Origin of the sequence: Enterobacter hormaechei subsp. hoffmannii (genome assembly GCF_001729745.1) — a bacterium.
GTDB lineage: Bacteria > Pseudomonadota > Gammaproteobacteria > Enterobacterales > Enterobacteriaceae > Enterobacter > Enterobacter intestinihominis.
The window spans coordinates 59,301-75,523 of sequence record NZ_CP017187.1; the positions used below are offsets into that span (position 1 = coordinate 59,301).

The following is a 16,223-nucleotide window of genomic DNA, read 5'->3' on the forward strand; positions in this document are numbered from 1 at the left end:
AAGCTTAGACACTAGATGCTGCGCTGATTAACCCTCTCAGAAAGAGCTTCAGCACTTTCCTTACGCTCGCTGTAGCGGTCGACCAGATACCCAGAACAATTACGGGTAAGTAGCGTAAATTTAATCAGCTCTTCCATTACATCCACAATTCTGTCGTAATAGGCAGAGGGCTTCATCCTGCCTTCTTCGTCAAATTCCTGCCAAGCTTTTGCTACTGATGACTGATTGGGAATGGTGATCATACGCATCCAGCGTCCTAATATACGCATCTGATTAACCGCATTGAACGACTGGGATCCACCACTGACCTGCATCACGGCAAGCGTTTTCCCCTGGGAAGGGCGTACAGCCCCTTCTGTCAGAGGGATCCAGTCGATCTGTGTTTTCATAATACCTGTCATAGCGCCATGACGTTCAGGAGAACACCACACCATTCCTTCTGACCATCGCACCAGTTCACGTAACTCGACAACTTTTGGGTGGCTATCCGGAGCATCATCTGGCAGGGGAAGTCCGGACGGATTAAAAATACGGACATCAGCACCCATAGCGGTAAGCAGGCGTGCTCCTTCTTCCGTAGCCAGCCGGCTGTAAGAACGTTCACGTACAGATCCATAAAGCATCAAAATACGCGGCGCATACCCAGGTGTTTCAGCGTCAGGTTTTCCAGTGATACCTGGAGCATCGAAAATTTCAGGGATGATATTTGGCAGATTGTCATTCAATTTGTTCATTGCAGGCTTTACTCACGGGTTGATGTAGTTGTTGAAACACTGGCTGCGCTGCCCATGCAACATTCATCCAGCAGAAAACCGATAATCTGGCTTAGTTGTTTATACTGCGGCTGGCAGTACAAGGTACGTCCCTGCCTCTCCTGTTGTATGAGACCCACTGACAACAAAGCAGACAGGTGGTGGCTCAGCGTCGAGGCCGGGATATCCAGCCGCTTTTGTAACTCCCCCACTGGTAACCCTGTATATCCGAATTTAACCAGCTCCTTGAAGATACCGAGCCGCGTTGGGTGGCCCAGCTCCTTCAGTGCATCTGCCGCCTTAACAATATCCATAACACCCCCTAAAAACTATATTTCCAGAATAATGGTATATACGTATTTAGCAATCCTGTTAATCTGATGGCAGTCATGACAAAGAAAGCACATCACACATCCCAGGATTGATCAGATGAAGAAATAAGTGGTGTAACCCGTCACTATTGCCATTGTAATAATGACAAGTACGAATGCGGCCAGCAATCTGAATGTGAAAAGAGCACGCAACAGGATCACTTCAGTAAGGCTGGCGCCTGCGCTACCAATGATTAGGGCCAGTACCGTTCCGGCACCCACACCTTTAGCCATTAGTGCAGCTGCCAGAGGAATAACCGCTTCAGCCCGGATATAAAGGGGCACGCCGATAATCGCCGCAACCGGAATGGCAAAAGGGTTTTCCTGTCCCGCATACCGTTCAAGCCACGCCGCTGGCAGGTAACCATAAATTACACTCCCAATAGCTATCCCCGTCAGCAGGTAGGGTAAAACGCCGATGAAATCAGCCCAGGTTTCACGCCATAATCCACTGTAACGGCTGGTTTGTTTTTTAAAGTCAGGTCGAAGGTTACAGCAACTCCCCGTTTCAGCGGTCGTAATATCAGCCTGAAATGAATTGTCTCCGGAGAATTTTTCGCCACAGCCGGAACTACTGCTTTCCATGGTATTGCAGCTTTTAACCGACGGGCAGGAAGGCCCGGCTGTATGCGTCTCGCTGCGTATATACTTATCAAATCCCAGTATTTGCAGTAACCACCCCGCCAAAAGTGAGACCATAAGCGCGGCACCTGCATAAATCACCGTCAGGTTAAGTCCAAATGTCGCGATCATTAAGGCAATAATGACCGGATTCAGTAAAGGAGATGCAAAAAGAAATACCATCATGGGGCCAAATCCGGCGCGGGCGCGAATAAGCCCCTTCAAAACAGGAATAGTTGAACAACTGCAAAAAGGAGTGATTGCCCCCAGACCGGCTGCCAGAAAGTAGCTCCTGAAGCGGCCAGCGCTCAGCAAAGCCTCGATGCGTGCTGGCGGGATATGCCTTTGCAACACTCCTACCAATAAACTGATGAATAAAAATAAAGCGGACAGTTCAACGGCGAGAAACGCAAACATGTCCATGGCATCCTGCAGTTGTGAGGACATATCAAACCCCTGTATTTCTGGATTTATCGAATTATATAGAGGTTAACGCAAGCGGGCACTTGCTTCAATACTATATTTCCAGAATTACAGAAATGAAGGATAAGAAAAATATCTGCAACTGTATACAGCTTCCGGTGGTGGCACCATGCAATATAAAGAGCCTGTTGGTATCGGTCAGTTGAAAGGTAGAGGTCAATAACCATCAGGGGAAATTTTAGTTTCCTCTGATGGTTAACCCTGTTGTCTGTCAGGTATGCCCGTTGAGAAAGGCGCTGTTATTCGTAACCGTATTGCTTATTAAGATAATTAACCTGAACCGGAGAAGTCAGCGATCTCGGCCTGATAATCTTGATTTGTTTTTTCACTTGCGCTGGCGCATAACCTGACTCAAGCATCAGAATGGCGGCCATCATACCTGTCCGGCCAGACCCTCCGTGGCAATGGATTGCCATCGTCACACCTGATTTGACTAAAGTCAGCAGACTCGTTTTCTGTCGGGTAAATGCCTGTTCAAACGGCTCTTCAGGTGCACAACTGTCCTTAACGGGAAGGTGAAACCAGTCCATATGAAGTTCAGCACAAAGAGACGGGAGTGCATCAGCTTGATGTTCAGCAAGTTCAGCCAGTGTCATCATGGTGATAACGGCCTGCGCACCGGCTTCTTTTAATGTTTTTAAGGAATCAGCAACGGGAACGCCTTTTGTTCCGGGGCAAGGGGTAAAAATCAGCTTAGCGCCATTGTCTAAGGTGAGAATATCAAAAGGATGAAACATCAATAAAGACTCCATGCATATTTCTATTAACCTGATTAATACTGTGGGCTTGAATCACCATCCATATGGTCCGTATCGACAGCGATATCCCCTGACGTGCCATCATAAGCGACTGTAACGAGTTGTGGCTGGGCAGCGTTTTTCAGCTTCTCATCCAGCATGCGTCGGTAGGACCTGATCAATGAGCGTCAGATCCAGCATTCCCCATTGCCTGCAACTGATTCTGGAATGAAAGCCGGTCGATTTTATCCAGGGGAAGACTCAAAAAAAGCCGGATGCGTGTAGCTATCTGTTTTTCAACATCCACGAAGGCGTGGTATTTATCCTCATCCGTTCCTTCTGCTAAAGCCGGATCCCGAAAGCCCCAGTGAGCCGTTATGGGGCCACCCGGGAACACCGGACATCCTTCTCCTGCCATTCTGTCACACAGCGTAAATATGAAATCCATTCGCGGAGCATCAGGATGCTGAAAAGTTTGCAGGTGTTTACTTTTCAGCGTTTCAGTGCTGAATCCCTGATCGTTAAGCACCCTGAGCGTCAGCGGGTGAGGTGAACTGGCCGGTTGAGTACCGGCGCTGAATGCCCGGAATTTTCCCCCGCCGAGCTGGTTCATCAGCACTTCAGCAAACAGGCTTCGTGCCGAATTCCCGGAACACAGGAACAGGACATTGTATGTTTTACTCATCATCGCGGCTTACCTTCTGTCAGGCCGGAAAGGTATGATCGGGCCGCTCAGGTGCTGACAGCCCGACCGCTGGAATTACTTCACGACACGCTGCCCCTGGGCATCAATCACCTGTTCGCCGTCCTCTTTGCTGAACGCTCCCTTTTGTGCGTCCGGCAGAATATCCAGCACCACTTCAGACGGACGGCACAGCCGGGTACCCACAGGTGTGACCACAACAGGACGATTGATCAGGATGGGATGCTGCAGCATAAAATCAATCAGCTCATCGTCACTCCATTTATCCTCTGCCAGGCCCAGTTGCTCATAAGGCTCCACATTTTTTCGCAGCAGGGCACGCACGCTGATCTCCATATCAGCGATGAGCCTGACCAGCTCAGCACGCGCTGGCGGTGTCTCAAGGTATAAAATGACCATGGGTTCCACACCACTGTTGCGGATCAGCTCGAGGGTATTACGGGACGTACCGCAGGCCGGGTTATGATAAATCGTAATTGCGCTCATAAATCACTCTCTTCAGGTTTGACGGGCACAGGTCCGTGACGACCGGAGCCAGGTTAATCACAACGAAACGGATAAACGTAATACCAGGGCTACAAGCGTCACAAACAGCACGGGCAGGGTCATTACAATGCCGACCCGGAAGTAATATCCCCAGGAGATCCGGATATCTTTCTGCGCCAGTACATGTAGCCACAGCAGGGTGGCCAGACTGCCGATAGGGGTGACTTTGGGTCCCAGATCGCTGCCAATAACATTGGCGTAAATCATGGCCTCTTTGATCACCCCGGTCGCCGTGCTGCCATCAATAGACAGTGCTCCCACCAGGACGGTTGGCATGTTATTCATGATCGAGGAGAGGAAGGCGGTCAGGAAGCCCGTGCCCAGCGTGGCCATCCACAGCCCCTGGCTGGCAAACTGATTAAGTACGGCTGACAGGTAGTCAGTCAGTCCGGCATTACGCAGCCCGTAGACCACCAGGTACATACCCAGGGAGAAAATCACAATCTGCCAGGGGGCTCCGCGAAGCACCTTTCCGGTATTAATCGCATGTCCTTTTTTGGCGACAAGAAACAGAATAAGTGCCCCGGCAGCAGCAACTGCGCTGACGGGGATCCCCAGAGGTTCAAGACCAAAGAACCCGATCAGCAATAGAGCCAGTACGCCCCAGCCTGTCCGGAAGGTGTTCAGATCGCGGATAGCTTCTTCAGGTGCTTTCAGACGGGAGATTTCATAGGTTGCAGGAATATCCTTGCGGAAATACAGATGCAGCATCACCAGTGTGGCAATGATGGCAGCGATATCAACCGGCACCATAACTGACGCGTATTCATTGAACCCGAGTTTAAAGAAATCTGCCGAGACGATGTTTACCAGGTTCGAAACGATGAGCGGCAGGCTGGCGGAGTCCGCGATAAACCCTGCTGCCATGACGAACGCCAGCGTTGTGCCTTTACTGAATCCCAGAGCGAGTAGCATGGCAATTACGATAGGTGTCAGGATCAGCGCCGCTCCGTCGTTGGCAAACAGGGCCGCTACCGCAGCACCCAGTAAAATAATCCAGGTAAACAACCAGCGTCCGCGCCCGTTTCCCCAGCGTGCGACGTGCAGAGCAGCCCATTCAAAGAAACCCGATTCGTCGAGTAACAGACTGATGATAATGACCGCAATGAATGTTGCCGTCGCATTCCAGACGATATGCCAGACGGTCGGAATATCACCGACGTGAACCACGCCTGAAATCAGTGCAAGTGCGGCGCCGAGCATCGCACTCCAGCCAATTCCCAGTCCGCGGGGTTGCCAGATGACCAGTACAATGGTCAGAATAAAAATAGCTGCAGCCAGCCACATAAAACCTCCTGTCGGGCAGAACGATACCCGCCCTTCTTTATTATTTTTCCGCCTGACGGATCAGACGTTGCAGTTGCTCAATACCCGTCGGCGCTTCCTGTTGCAGAGGGATCAGCGCCATACGAGAGGCCAGCTCGGTCCTGACCTTATTGATTTGAGTAGCTTCGTGTGCGGCCCTCGTCAATAACAGCGGTGAAGTTGTCTCTGTTGCGACCAGACTGTTATTGATGAGCCATGCCCAGGGTTCAATCCCGGCCCGGCGCAAATCCTCCTGTAAACCGGCGGCTTCCAGAACTGGGGTAGTTTCAGGCAGGGTAACGAGCATAATTTTGGTCCGCTCAGGATCCTGCAACTGCATCATTGGTGTCAGATAATGTCCCTTATCTCCCATCCGTTTGGCCACTTCACGATGGTAGGCACCCGTCGCATCAAGCAGCAACAGGGTATGGCCCGTCGGGGCTGTATCCATGACAACAAAACGCTTCCCGGCTTCCCTGATCACACGGGAAAACGCCTGGAACACGGCAATTTCTTCCGTACAGGGAGAGCGTAAATCTTCTTCCAGTAACGCGCGTCCCTGTGTGTCCAGAGCATTTCCTTTCGTGGCAAGAACATGTTCCCGGTAGCGCTCTGTCTCCGTATGCGGATCGATACGACTGACCTGGAGATTATGGCATTGTCCGTTCAGGGTGTTTTCAAGGTGAGCTGCGGGATCGGAGGTGGTCAGGTGAACATCAAACCCTTTGTCTGCAAGCGCCACGGCGACAGCAGCGGCCAGAGTGGTCTTTCCCACACCCCCTTTGCCCATCAACATCACCAGACCATGTCCGTCCCTGGCAATATCATCAACCAGCATTTCAAGGGACGGTGCAGAGATGACCTCAGAGCGTGATATCGCATCAGCTGATACACATGGGATGTTATCTTTGTCCAGCAGACGCCGAAGCGCCTTCACTCCAACCAGATTTTCCTGCTGCAGGCTTAACTTGTCAGTCGGTAGTGCGGTAAGTACCGGCGGCATTCCGGAAAGAATACGTTGTTCTCGCTGGTACAACGCACTGGCAAGATTGTCCTGTGAGGCTTCTCCGGCCGGCATCATCCCGTTTATCACCAGGTACTGGTGCTTCAGACCGACATGCAGCAGTTCATCATGCGTGCGGGCGACTTCAGCCAGCGTTGACTGCTGAGCGCGGGCGACCAGAATTACCCGTGTCTTTTCCCCGTCTGCCAGTACCGATAAGGCGTGCGAGTAGCGTTCCCGTTGTTTTTCCAGTCCGGCCAGCGGACCAAGGCAGGACGCACCGTCAGGATTTGTCTCGATAAAACTGCTCCAGGCTCCCGGCAGCTGGAGCAGGCGAATGGTGTGTCCTGTAGGGGCGGTATCAAAAATCACATGGTCAAAATCATTCAGTAACGCGTCATCGGTCAGCAGGCCGGTGAACTCATCAAAGGCAGCAATTTCTGTTGTGCAGGCACCGGATAACTGTTCTTCAATGCTGCGCACCACCTCTTCGGGAAGAACGCCTCTAACCGGATCAACGATGCGGGCACGATATTGTTGTGCAGCCGCCTGCGGATCGATCTCAAGCGCTGTGAGTCCAGGGACGGCAGAGATGACCGTCAGGGTATTACCGATCTGCTGCCCGAAAACCTGCCCCACATTTGACGCCGGATCGGTACTGACCAGCAGGATACGTTTTCCCTCATCAGCAAGACGAATAGCCGTTGCGCAGGAAAGCGAGGTTTTTCCGACCCCGCCTTTCCCGGTAAAAAAGAGAAACTTCGGAATACTGTTCAGATAGTTCACGATGGGCTCCTGTCCGGCTGAGTTGAGCAACATGAAGTGTTGCCGCCGCCACAGCTTTTTACCAGAGCTCTACCAGCTTTCTCCTCAACAATCCCAAACCAGCGAACCAGATCCTGGCGCGTCGGATAGCGCCCGGACAGGACGAACTCGCCATCCAGCAAAATCAATGGCAGGCTTTCAGCGCCGGAGCGTTCAAGAAAGGCTTTAACTGTCGGGTTCTCAGCAAACGCCATCGGTTGCTGTGACAGATTAAAGCGTTCCACCGATACACCCTGCTGTTTCAGCCATGTCACGTCTGCGGAAAATGACACTAAAGTCTGATCAACTTCCGTACCGCACACACCAGAACTGCAGCAAAGTGCCGGGTCATATACTGACAGTGTTTTCATTATCTCTATTCCTTCAGGTTTAAGTTAAAAAATGGTCTCACCGATCCGGTTCAGTTCAGCCTGAAGACGCTCTTCAGGGCCGGAAATGACTGATGACGGAAGCGACAGAAAAGCTTCAATCCGGTGATGAAGAATTTGCCAGGCCTTTTCGAAAGCAGCGTCGATTTCCTGTTCACTCCCGGTAGCCTTATCAGGATCCTCCACTCCCCAGTGTGCCCTGACTGCCGGAGCAAGATACGCAGGACAGGTTTCACCAGCCGCATTACCGCACACCGTGATCACCACATCAGGTGTCACCGGGAGGTTGTCCCACGATTTACTGTAGTACCCATCCGTGGGTATCTCTTTGATTCTGAGAAGAGCCAGGGAACGGGGATGGACTTCACCTTTTGGCTGGCTGCCGGCGCTGAATGCATGATGCTCTTTCGGTGAAAGCGCATTAAATGTTGCTTCGGCCAGGATGGAGCGGCAGGAATTACCGGTACACAAAAATAGTATATTCATAATGTCACCATATAAATTCGTTAAATCATATATGTTTAAATAAATTTTTATATCTGTTAAAGACACACCGCTCTGCCACCGGTTGTGGAACTGTTACGGGCAACCCGTCTGACCAGAAGCGCAATTTCCTCTTCCTGGCTCAAATAAGCCTGCTCAATGACTGCCGCCGCCCAGGCGGGCATGTGCGCTGAAAGCCGATAGTGGATCCATTTACCCTCACGGCGGTCAATAAGCAGCCCACTTTCCCGTAGCATGGAAAGGTGGCGGGATATCTTGGGCTGGGATTCCTCCAGCGTTCCGCAAAGCTCGCAAACACAGAGTTCTCCTGACGCTCTCAGCAACAGCACGATTTTCAGGCGAGTTTCATCCGAGAGATTTTTGAAAAGCTGAAGCGCGGTGATTGGGGACATAAATACTCCATGGTTTCGTTCGGCTTCATCTTAGTCCTCTCTGAATTCATGTCAACAACACATTCGAAAAATCGAATATTACAATCTATAATTATGATGCTGAGTAAAGGGGGTTAACATGCGTATCGAAAAAGTCATTAGCTGGCTTATCAGGCAGATTCCGGACCGCTTTTTTGACGTTTTATCCGGAACCGAATGCGCGGAAATTGATGGTATTGCGCATGACGGTTTACTACATGATACTGAACACAAGACAGCATACCCTGTTGCAGGAAGAGGTTTCCGAAAGGTGGATAACTGATCGGATGCTATCAGTCCATCACATCATCATGGCACCGACAGTTCCCGGACCCCATCCCCGACAGCATCAGAACCAATATCCTCCCGCTATGCGGTGTATTTAACGAGAGAGTCATAAATGGAGCAACTGAACAGCACGCCGCCTTGCCTTATGAAGGCGTGGAAGAAGCATGAACACGAACTTCTTTGCTGGTTACTCAGACAAGTGGGTAATGAGGCTGATGCTGATGATCTGATACAGGAAACCTTTCTCCGGGCAATACGACAACATGGGAAATTCTGTGCCATCGTGAATGCCAGAGCCTGGCTGTTTGAGGTTGCCCGGCATCTGCTTATTGATAAAAGCCGCCAGCAGCGTCCATTTATGCCTCTCCACGATGATTTATCATTGCCGGATAATACGCCTGAAACTGTCGACTCACTGGCTGGTTGTCTGCCCCGCATCCTGGATAAAATGGCAGAGTCTGATCGGATTATCCTTACGCTCTGTGATCTTGAGGGGATGAAACAGGCTGAGTTTGCAGACCGAAATGGTCTGACACTTGCGGCAACCAAATCGCGTTTATCCCGGGCGAGGGATAGGCTGCATAGGAAACTTTCCAGCAATTGCCAGATCAGACTGGATGAGTATGGTCGGGTATGTTGTTTCACTCCCAAGTGAAGAATCTATTTCCCCTTCTGGGGTTACCGATAAGCTATTGCAGTGAAATCCTGTTCAATAACATTTCTCAGCAAATGAAATAAATCGAAAAAAACTGCATCCTTTTCTGTCAAACAGCGTCTTCCCGAAAAACAACCGTCGTGAGGCCTGTCCGTTATGTTCCAGATTTTCACTGATTTTGCCACCTGGCTGGTCTATGAATGCCTTAGTCTGAGTCCTGCAACCAAACTCGGGGAGGCGATCCACTTTTTTGTCGAAGACGTGAGCAAAATTTTCGTTCTCTTGCTGGTCATGATCTACTTTGTGGCCATACTACGGGCCTCGCTGGATATTGAGAGGGTAAGAAACTATCTTGCAGGTAAGCACCGTGGAATGGGGTATTTACTGGGCTCCTGCTTTGGCGCCGTTACTCCGTTCTGTTCCTGCTCAAGTATCCCGGTATTTCTGGGGTTTACTTCGGCTGGTATCCCCCTCGGGATTACCATGGCCTTTCTCATCACATCCCCCCTTATAAAATGAGCTTAACGTACAATAATTTTCGATATCCAAACTGACCCCTCTCTGGCCAACATAGCCCAACCATTCGCCTGGTTTTCGCGGGAGTAAGGATTCATTTCAAAATAACTATCTACCGCGTCGCTGTCCGCTACAGAACCGTTGTTAGCTCTCTTTGAACCCTGGACCACTACAGCATCAACCTCTGCGTCTTTCCCGTTGCGCTGTACCAGGATTTTAACCGTCTTGGGCTTACGTCTTGCGAGCAGTTTGTTGGCGATAAAAAGCACAACAATCCAGGCCAAAAGCACGTATAAAAATGTATTCATAATGCCCTACTTAGTATGTGATTATTATACCTGCTTCCATTGCAGGCCAAACAGGTTCGGTGCATGAAAAATTGACTTCTCTCCGGCGTATAGCAATCTACTTACTGATCTGTTTTCGTATCAAACTGCATGGTATAACCGAGGGACGTACATGGTGAGTCTATTTTCAAAGGGTAGGGTTTAAAAAGATATGCTGCCAATTCAGCAGTGATCTTGACCCGCTATTTCCGGACAGCGCCTTCTGCGCCGCATCACGGTCAGCTGCATTTTTAACGAGCAAAAGAATAGTCTGCTTCATCTCTGGCGGTAGATTTTCTAAATCGATAAGGATATCACCAGATATTTCATCTACTGGCTCTTCGAAAATATAACCGTAATGCCTGTTGGCCCCAGGTTTACAACATTGCTGGGCATCAGCAAACGAGGTAACAAAAACATTCGAACATTGCTTTTAGTCAAAAAAATGCAGACTCAGCTGCATTTTGCGCATGCGCAAAACATTTAGTTCCTGTGCTGATATCGCGTACCTGGATTATCCGTTCCCCTTAACTGTCGTGAGTAGAAGTTATCGAGGTTGTTAACCGCCTTTCGCGGATCTAAATCAGGTACATTATTCCAGTCAACGGAATAGCTAACGCCAGCCACATCATCATTGAGGTTTTTTTTAGCATTAGTTTCAGCAATATCCCGCCTGAATTCCCGCCAGATATGCTTCATGTCATCAATAAAGTTTCTGGTCCAGTTTTTCATTGCGACCTCCCATACACAATGGTTTGTCTCTGAGATTTTAATTCACCAATCATAAAATATCCCTACACTTCGTATATCACTTAACTGTTACATACCTGATGGTGGTATTCAGCGCTGATAGAGCCTAATCCAATCGATGATCTCGTTAAGCTGGTCGTTATCCAGTTCCGCGCAGATCGCAAAAATCGCTTCAGCTACGCGTCCCTGACACTTTTCAGTTGTTGAGCCGATACCCGCCACGCCACCCATACCTTGCTGGCCGTTGTCGGTAAGCACCTGTCGTCCCGTTGATGTGACAAACTGTTGCGCCTTGATTTCCATCGTTTTATCCCTGTATTAACGCCTGGCTGTTGTCTCAATATACCAGGTCATATCCCGTGCAGCCAGCAGAACTGGACCGCAACTGCGATATCGCAAGGGCGTTAACTTAAAAGCGATAGCCCTGACGCAAAATCATTCCGTTACGCCTCGCGAACGGTTAAATAATACGTTTAACGTAAAAAAAATTCCGGTCTCCAAACTGCCCCTTGTATCTTCAGATAAATTCAAGTCCCATAACGGGACAAAAAACTTGATGCAGTCCTAAAGTGGGACTATCATCATGACATGAAGATAATCGCTATCAAGACACTGAGGGATTTCTGGACGGCGAATCCCGATGCAGAGCAGCCGCTAAAAGCCTGGGTAGATGAAGCCATTAAAGCTGAATGGAAAACCCCGGCAGAAATCAAAGAACAATACCGCAGTGCCAGTATTCTGAAAAACAGGCGAGTGGTTTTTAATATTAAGGGAAATGACTATCGGTTAATTGTTGCGATTGCATACCAGCGAGGATGGATGTTTATCAAATTCATTGGTACGCATAAAGAATATGACAAAATAGATGCTGAAACTGTCAGCCTGGAGTAAACCCTATGCAGATTAAACCAATTAAAACTGAACAGGACTATGAAGCCGCGTTACGCGCCGTAGAGCCTATGTTTGATAACGAACCTCCTGCCGATACCCCGGAGGGAGACTTTTTCGAAATCATGTGTGTGCTGATTAATGAATACGAAAACAAACACTTTCCTATCGAAGCCCCGGACCCGATTGAAGCTATTAAATTCAGGATGGAACAGCAGGGGCTGACGGTAAAAGATCTTGAGCCAGCAATCGGAAAATCTAACCGGGTCTATGAAGTGCTTAACCGCAAACGTAATCTGACGCTGCCCATGATCAGGAAATTACATTCAATGTTTGGCATTCCTTTAAAAAGCCTCGTTGGAGGATAAGCCGAGTTGAAATTTACGAGATTAATACCCGCAGGGTATGCAACCGGGGATAATAAATAATGAAACGGAAGTTCTGCTCACTGGTCCTGTTCGTTGTGGCGTTTTCGGCCAGTGCAGATATCAGCGGCCGGATTGTGCGCGTGCTGGACGGGGATACCGTTGAGATACTTGATCCAGGAAACCGACTGACGCGCGTTCGCCTGGCCGGTATCGATGCGCCGGAAAAGAGTCAGCCCTTCGGCCAGCGTTCCCGTCAGGAACTCTCATCGATGGTGGTTCAGCGGCATGTAACCGTCACCGGAAGTGATACGGATCGCTATGGACGTCTGCTCGGTACCGTGTGGCTTGGCGCGACGGATGTGAATGCCGAACAGATACGCAAAGGCCTGGCCTGGGCATACCGGTACCACGGAAAACCCGCCCGGTCAGACTACGCTGTTCTGGAGGCCGAAGCCCGCCGTCAGTCAGTCGGACTCTGGTCAGAACCGGGTCAGACAGAGCCCTGGCGCTGGCGTAGTCTGCATCAGGAAGTGCGAAAAACGAATAAAAATTAAGGAGATTATTGTATGACTTTAAAATTAACCGAAAGCAAACTGGAAATTCTTGTCGATACGTTAAATGCCATTATATGCGGTGAAGTTAATATTACACGTGAGCAGCGCGAAAATATGGTCAGGACGGTTGCAACTCTGGGAGGCTTAACGGAACGGCAGCGCCTCATCACTGCGGAAAAGGAAGCTAAAAAGCAGGTAAAAGAAGAAAATGAAAAAAAACCACGCCTTCCGGATGAAGTTTTTCCTCGTTCCGGAAAACCGTGGGCACCGGAGGACCTGGACCTTATTCACTCGATTATTGCTGATATTCCGGATGACAGAATCGATGATCATATACTTTGGCTGTCGAAGAAGCTTCAGCGCACCCCTTATGCCATCACCCTGAAGATTGTCAGTGAAGGCCGTATGAACGAGGAATGGGCTAAAGGGTGGAAGCCAGCCGCAAAATCTATTCGTGAAGATTTTGCTCTGGTCAAGGAAAAGGCATCAGCGAATACTGCAAATAATTAATAAACTATCGTGAGTTATTTAAAATTGTCAATAATGTGACATTACTTATGGTGCTAACATAAAAATTTATTAGGAATCTTCCTTCTACACTAAATATAATATTCACACGGCCGATAATAAGAGAGTAAGAAAGGGGGCGGTGTGAACGATTTTCATATTTTAAGTATTTGTATTCAGAATAAGGATGTGGCGGGCGCAATGCGTGTGCTGCGTGATAAATCAGAATTTGCGGTGCGCAAGATTCTGGAGAAACTTAAGGTCAGGGTCACAACGCAAACCGGCAGGGCATTCTGGCATTATGTTCAGGGCTGGCTGTTAACCGCGTGTCGCCAGGGGAATATACAGCATGAATCATTCAGTACCCGACGTTCTTCCCAAAATCCGGAACGCCAGCCAGCTCAGTCCCGCTGCTCTCGATATGGTCAAGCTCCTCGCACTTCTGGCCATGATTATCGACCACACCAATACGGTGTTTCTGTCGCCAGCCTGGCCGGTGATGTATGCGCTTGGCCGGATGGCCTTCCCCCTGTTCACGCTTATATGGGCGATGAACGTACAGCGCACCCCGGAACGACTGCAGAAGAGAGCCAATCGGTTGTGGATCTGGGCAATCATTACGCAGCCGGTGTTCAGCCTGGCCTTCCTGCATCACCAGCCCTGGTGGGCCCTGAACATTCTGTTCGTATTTGCCGGCGTCACGCAGCTGCTTGCCCTGCAGTACCGGCACGGCCGGAAAGGAATGCTCGCCGGATATCTGATTCTGGCCCTAATGATTTGGCCACTGGAGCCGGCAAGCTACGGGCTGGCAGGAATTACGCTGGCCATCAGTATGTCAACCTTATCAGGCAGCGGCATGCCCGGAGTGCAGCGGCTGGCAGCCATCACTGCCGTGCTGTCACTGATTTGTTTAAACGGGTTATCGCATCTACTGGATATGCCCGCAGAAACATTATTACTGGCCACGCTGCCTACTATGGTATTCCCCCTGGTGGTGGTTTCTTTCTGCAGGGAAATCTGTCCGGAAGGCCGCCAGCGTTTCATGCCGCGTAATTTCTTTTACTATGCTTACGCTGGCCACCTGGGGATTATTGGTCTGATACAGTATACTTTCGCCTGATTAGGGAGGACGTAATGGCTATCAGTGAGAAAGACCTGCTTGAGGCAGGTTTCAGCAAGAGCGAAGTGGACAACTTACAGGGCCGGCTTGCAGCAGACGGAGGCACCATGCAGCATCTCATCGAAGCGCTCTCACGGCGCTTCCGGGTGTCTGCATGGATCACGGTCGCGCTGGTTCTGGTTATGCTGGTCACCCTCATCGCCGGTAGCCGGACACACATTCTTTCCGGGGGCATGAGTTCCCTTGTTGTCCTGATCATTGCCTGGGTGACCTTTCCACCTGCGCTGGGCTGGAAAGCATTCCGCCTGCATAAGACTATTTCCCGGAAGGCTCAATAGTCAGTAAATCGAGCGCCACTTTGGCTTTAACCCCCCATCCCGCAATTTTAAGCGCCATTGCGGGACGTGGCGTACCGGATACTTTCCTGAAGAAATCGGGCCTGGTCCAGTACCACAGCCGTTGTGCTTCGGGTTTCAACCTCAGCCCATACGCACCGTAGACTTCACTGAAAAGTGTGACCGCCTTATAGGTTCCCAGACCCTGCTGCCGGCTGAACCCCAGAAACTCCGCGAACTCCATCGATCCGTCAGCAAATATCCCCTCGGTCTGTTTATCGCCCAGGAGACTGTGCGCGGCTTCCCGTGAAATCGTATTGAAACCATTAACGACAATCACCGCGCCGGCCACCACTCCCACCGGCGTCATCGAGGACATCATGACGATCCCACCAAAGATGGCCGCACCGGCCACCACGACGTCGACCGCTGAAATGATGTAGCCCACAATCCTGTTCTCATCCCGAACAACCTTCACTTCAGCGTACAGTTTCGCATAGCCGGTTTTGAGCGATCGGGACTGCTCCAGGAGGCTGGTATTTTCAGCCTGTAAGGCCCGCAGACAGGCCATACAGTCTTCATCCGAGGTTGCCCGGCGCGCCGCTTCAAACTGCGCCATGATGAATGCCCGGATCTCATCCACAAACTGAATCCGGATCAAGCCATCCTGAAGGTGCATCGCCGCCAACGTATTAGCTGTGCTCACCAGTTTCCGGGCCTCAAGATTGATCATGGTTTCTGCCCATGCGCGCGGGTTCTGGCCGGGGAAAAGCAACGTGTCCATTTTATCGCCTTGTTTGTCTGTTTTCTGACAGCATATTCACTGGCGGAATTTTGACAACAAATTTACCCGTATCGTGCCTGTCGGCTCATGAATCCCAGACCAGAGCCGTGTATGCCGCCATGCGGCATAAAGGCGCAGCCGGATGTGGTATATGGCACGGTGTGTGGCCTGCGCCGTGACCCGGCAAAGCCGGTAACGCAGCTGTCAGATCCTGAAGTAAGAATGCCGAGCAGCGCGCAGGCATTCAGGGAATGCGCCAGAGGCGCATAGAGGCGCTCTCAGATGCTGAACAGTGCGCAGTGGTTTACAGCGCCGTGACCCGGCGCAGCCGGTTGCGTTGTTGATAGGTTCCGCCAATTCATCCCCCTCCCTGTTAAGCCATAACCCGCTTACCGCCATGAAGAACGTTTAGTGCGCCGTCGGAGTGGTCCCGACAAGGCATTGCCGCAGTCGGGGCGTATCTCCGCGTTAGCGGGCCGTGAGGGCCGCTTACGGGAGTGTACC

Annotated in this window: 23 protein-coding genes and 1 pseudogene; 9 read left to right on the forward strand and 15 right to left on the reverse strand. The window is 50.5% G+C overall.

Annotated features, from left to right (window positions below; genetic code table 11):
* Positions 1–11 precede the first annotated feature (11 nt).
* The 11 genes from arsH to BFV65_RS21780 form a co-directional block, all read right to left on the reverse strand.
* On the reverse strand, positions 12–734 hold the full coding sequence (gene arsH / locus BFV65_RS21730; RefSeq protein WP_047716078.1) for an arsenical resistance protein ArsH: 723 nt from the start codon (positions 732–734) through the stop codon (positions 12–14).
* An 8-nt stretch (positions 735–742) separates the two neighbouring features.
* Positions 743–1,066, reverse strand: coding sequence for an ArsR/SmtB family transcription factor (locus BFV65_RS21735; protein WP_047716080.1), 324 nt, complete (start codon positions 1,064–1,066; stop codon positions 743–745).
* 111 nt (positions 1,067–1,177) lie between these two features.
* On the reverse strand, positions 1,178–2,191 hold the full coding sequence (locus BFV65_RS21740; RefSeq protein WP_069597124.1) for a permease: 1,014 nt from the start codon (positions 2,189–2,191) through the stop codon (positions 1,178–1,180).
* 275 nt (positions 2,192–2,466) lie between these two features.
* The gene (locus tag BFV65_RS21745; protein ID WP_165764077.1) at positions 2,467–2,979 is read right to left on the reverse strand and encodes a phosphatase domain-containing protein; all 513 of its coding nucleotides are present in this window, start codon (positions 2,977–2,979) and stop codon (positions 2,467–2,469) included.
* Positions 2,980–3,142: 163 nt separating this feature from the next.
* On the reverse strand, positions 3,143–3,652 hold the full coding sequence (locus BFV65_RS21750; RefSeq protein ID WP_047716084.1) for an arsenate reductase ArsC: 510 nt from the start codon (positions 3,650–3,652) through the stop codon (positions 3,143–3,145).
* A 72-nt stretch (positions 3,653–3,724) separates the two neighbouring features.
* Positions 3,725–4,153 (reverse strand): glutaredoxin-dependent arsenate reductase, encoded by a 429-nt coding sequence (arsC, locus tag BFV65_RS21755; RefSeq protein ID WP_047716085.1) that lies wholly within the window; start codon positions 4,151–4,153, stop codon positions 3,725–3,727.
* Positions 4,154–4,210: 57 nt separating this feature from the next.
* On the reverse strand, positions 4,211–5,500 hold the full coding sequence (locus tag BFV65_RS21760) for an arsenic transporter (protein WP_047716086.1): 1,290 nt from the start codon (positions 5,498–5,500) through the stop codon (positions 4,211–4,213).
* A gap of 40 nt (positions 5,501–5,540) precedes the next feature.
* The gene (gene arsA, locus BFV65_RS21765; protein WP_025714556.1) at positions 5,541–7,307 is read right to left on the reverse strand and encodes an arsenical pump-driving ATPase; all 1,767 of its coding nucleotides are present in this window, start codon (positions 7,305–7,307) and stop codon (positions 5,541–5,543) included.
* Positions 7,304–7,696: an arsenite efflux transporter metallochaperone ArsD gene (gene arsD / locus BFV65_RS21770; protein WP_047716088.1), complete on the reverse strand. Its 393-nt coding sequence runs from the start codon at positions 7,694–7,696 to the stop codon at positions 7,304–7,306. The genes arsA and arsD overlap by 4 nt, the downstream gene beginning before the upstream one ends.
* A gap of 24 nt (positions 7,697–7,720) precedes the next feature.
* Positions 7,721–8,200: an arsenate reductase ArsC gene (locus tag BFV65_RS21775; protein WP_025714554.1), complete on the reverse strand. Its 480-nt coding sequence runs from the start codon at positions 8,198–8,200 to the stop codon at positions 7,721–7,723.
* A 56-nt stretch (positions 8,201–8,256) separates the two neighbouring features.
* Positions 8,257–8,610, reverse strand: coding sequence for a metalloregulator ArsR/SmtB family transcription factor (locus BFV65_RS21780; protein WP_025714553.1), 354 nt, complete (start codon positions 8,608–8,610; stop codon positions 8,257–8,259).
* 118 nt (positions 8,611–8,728) lie between these two features.
* On the opposite strand from BFV65_RS21780, the gene BFV65_RS21785 reads away from it, so the two are divergent.
* The 3 genes and pseudogenes from BFV65_RS21785 to BFV65_RS21795 all read left to right on the forward strand — a co-directional run.
* Entirely contained in the window at positions 8,729–8,911 is a 183-nt protein-coding gene (locus BFV65_RS21785) for a hypothetical protein (RefSeq protein WP_025714552.1), read from the forward strand.
* Between the two features lie 117 nt (positions 8,912–9,028).
* Positions 9,029–9,571 carry a sigma-70 family RNA polymerase sigma factor gene (locus tag BFV65_RS21790; RefSeq protein ID WP_047716089.1) on the forward strand — a complete coding sequence of 181 codons (543 nt, stop codon included), beginning with the start codon at positions 9,029–9,031 and terminating at the stop codon, positions 9,569–9,571.
* Between the two features lie 156 nt (positions 9,572–9,727).
* A pseudogene (locus tag BFV65_RS21795) lies at positions 9,728–10,084 on the forward strand (permease); the annotation flags it as partial.
* Positions 10,085–10,092: 8 nt separating this feature from the next.
* Here the strand turns inward: BFV65_RS21795 and BFV65_RS21800 are convergent.
* From BFV65_RS21800 to BFV65_RS21810, 3 genes are all read right to left on the reverse strand, one after another.
* Positions 10,093–10,395, reverse strand: a complete 303-nt coding sequence (locus BFV65_RS21800; RefSeq protein WP_047716092.1) for a hypothetical protein — start codon at positions 10,393–10,395, stop codon at positions 10,093–10,095.
* 501 nt (positions 10,396–10,896) lie between these two features.
* Positions 10,897–11,145: a hypothetical protein gene (locus tag BFV65_RS21805; RefSeq protein WP_047353084.1), complete on the reverse strand. Its 249-nt coding sequence runs from the start codon at positions 11,143–11,145 to the stop codon at positions 10,897–10,899.
* Positions 11,146–11,253: 108 nt separating this feature from the next.
* A complete protein-coding gene (locus BFV65_RS21810; protein WP_069597125.1) occupies positions 11,254–11,466 on the reverse strand; it encodes a hypothetical protein in 213 nt (70 codons plus the stop codon).
* A gap of 285 nt (positions 11,467–11,751) precedes the next feature.
* Between BFV65_RS21810 and BFV65_RS21815 the strand changes: the two genes are divergently transcribed.
* The 6 genes from BFV65_RS21815 to BFV65_RS21840 all read left to right on the forward strand — a co-directional run bounded on the left by BFV65_RS21815 (position 11,752) and on the right by BFV65_RS21840 (position 14,938).
* A complete protein-coding gene (locus tag BFV65_RS21815) occupies positions 11,752–12,054 on the forward strand; it encodes a type II toxin-antitoxin system HigB family toxin (RefSeq protein ID WP_047716093.1) in 303 nt (100 codons plus the stop codon).
* Positions 12,055–12,059: 5 nt separating this feature from the next.
* The gene (locus BFV65_RS21820) at positions 12,060–12,419 is read left to right on the forward strand and encodes a helix-turn-helix domain-containing protein (protein WP_029403836.1); all 360 of its coding nucleotides are present in this window, start codon (positions 12,060–12,062) and stop codon (positions 12,417–12,419) included.
* A gap of 59 nt (positions 12,420–12,478) precedes the next feature.
* A complete protein-coding gene (locus BFV65_RS21825) occupies positions 12,479–12,973 on the forward strand; it encodes a thermonuclease family protein (protein WP_047716094.1) in 495 nt (164 codons plus the stop codon).
* Positions 12,974–12,985: 12 nt separating this feature from the next.
* Complete coding sequence (locus BFV65_RS21830) at positions 12,986–13,483, forward strand: hypothetical protein (RefSeq protein ID WP_047716095.1); 498 nt, start codon at positions 12,986–12,988, stop codon at positions 13,481–13,483.
* A gap of 346 nt (positions 13,484–13,829) precedes the next feature.
* Positions 13,830–14,600 carry a TraX family protein gene (locus tag BFV65_RS21835; RefSeq protein WP_047716097.1) on the forward strand — a complete coding sequence of 257 codons (771 nt, stop codon included), beginning with the start codon at positions 13,830–13,832 and terminating at the stop codon, positions 14,598–14,600.
* A 14-nt stretch (positions 14,601–14,614) separates the two neighbouring features.
* Entirely contained in the window at positions 14,615–14,938 is a 324-nt protein-coding gene (locus BFV65_RS21840; RefSeq protein ID WP_047353078.1) for a hypothetical protein, read from the forward strand.
* Here the strand turns inward: BFV65_RS21840 and BFV65_RS21845 are convergent.
* Complete coding sequence (locus BFV65_RS21845) at positions 14,916–15,719, reverse strand: DUF4225 domain-containing protein (protein WP_047716098.1); 804 nt, start codon at positions 15,717–15,719, stop codon at positions 14,916–14,918. The two genes, BFV65_RS21840 and BFV65_RS21845, sit on opposite strands and share 23 nt — an antisense overlap.
* Positions 15,720–16,223: the final 504 nt, after the last annotated feature.

Coding starts and splice junctions, on each gene's coding strand:
- arsH (WP_047716078.1), bottom strand. CDS start 734: ATGAACAAATTGAATGACAATCTGCCAAATATCATCCCTGAAATTTTC.
- BFV65_RS21735 (WP_047716080.1), bottom strand. CDS start 1,066: ATGGATATTGTTAAGGCGGCAGATGCACTGAAGGAGCTGGGCCACCCA.
- BFV65_RS21740 (WP_069597124.1), bottom strand. CDS start 2,191: ATGTCCTCACAACTGCAGGATGCCATGGACATGTTTGCGTTTCTCGCC.
- BFV65_RS21745 (WP_165764077.1), bottom strand. CDS start 2,979: ATGGAGTCTTTATTGATGTTTCATCCTTTTGATATTCTCACCTTAGAC.
- BFV65_RS21750 (WP_047716084.1), bottom strand. CDS start 3,652: ATGATGAGTAAAACATACAATGTCCTGTTCCTGTGTTCCGGGAATTCG.
- arsC (WP_047716085.1), bottom strand. CDS start 4,153: ATGAGCGCAATTACGATTTATCATAACCCGGCCTGCGGTACGTCCCGT.
- BFV65_RS21760 (WP_047716086.1), bottom strand. CDS start 5,500: ATGTGGCTGGCTGCAGCTATTTTTATTCTGACCATTGTACTGGTCATC.
- arsD (WP_047716088.1), bottom strand. CDS start 7,696: ATGAAAACACTGTCAGTATATGACCCGGCACTTTGCTGCAGTTCTGGT.
- BFV65_RS21775 (WP_025714554.1), bottom strand. CDS start 8,200: ATGAATATACTATTTTTGTGTACCGGTAATTCCTGCCGCTCCATCCTG.
- BFV65_RS21780 (WP_025714553.1), bottom strand. CDS start 8,610: ATGTCCCCAATCACCGCGCTTCAGCTTTTCAAAAATCTCTCGGATGAA.
- BFV65_RS21785 (WP_025714552.1), top strand. CDS start 8,729: ATGCGTATCGAAAAAGTCATTAGCTGGCTTATCAGGCAGATTCCGGAC.
- BFV65_RS21790 (WP_047716089.1), top strand. CDS start 9,029: ATGGAGCAACTGAACAGCACGCCGCCTTGCCTTATGAAGGCGTGGAAG.
- BFV65_RS21800 (WP_047716092.1), bottom strand. CDS start 10,395: ATGAATACATTTTTATACGTGCTTTTGGCCTGGATTGTTGTGCTTTTT.
- BFV65_RS21805 (WP_047353084.1), bottom strand. CDS start 11,145: ATGAAAAACTGGACCAGAAACTTTATTGATGACATGAAGCATATCTGG.
- BFV65_RS21810 (WP_069597125.1), bottom strand. CDS start 11,466: ATGGAAATCAAGGCGCAACAGTTTGTCACATCAACGGGACGACAGGTG.
- BFV65_RS21815 (WP_047716093.1), top strand. CDS start 11,752: ATGAAGATAATCGCTATCAAGACACTGAGGGATTTCTGGACGGCGAAT.
- BFV65_RS21820 (WP_029403836.1), top strand. CDS start 12,060: ATGCAGATTAAACCAATTAAAACTGAACAGGACTATGAAGCCGCGTTA.
- BFV65_RS21825 (WP_047716094.1), top strand. CDS start 12,479: ATGAAACGGAAGTTCTGCTCACTGGTCCTGTTCGTTGTGGCGTTTTCG.
- BFV65_RS21830 (WP_047716095.1), top strand. CDS start 12,986: ATGACTTTAAAATTAACCGAAAGCAAACTGGAAATTCTTGTCGATACG.
- BFV65_RS21835 (WP_047716097.1), top strand. CDS start 13,830: ATGAATCATTCAGTACCCGACGTTCTTCCCAAAATCCGGAACGCCAGC.
- BFV65_RS21840 (WP_047353078.1), top strand. CDS start 14,615: ATGGCTATCAGTGAGAAAGACCTGCTTGAGGCAGGTTTCAGCAAGAGC.
- BFV65_RS21845 (WP_047716098.1), bottom strand. CDS start 15,719: ATGGACACGTTGCTTTTCCCCGGCCAGAACCCGCGCGCATGGGCAGAA.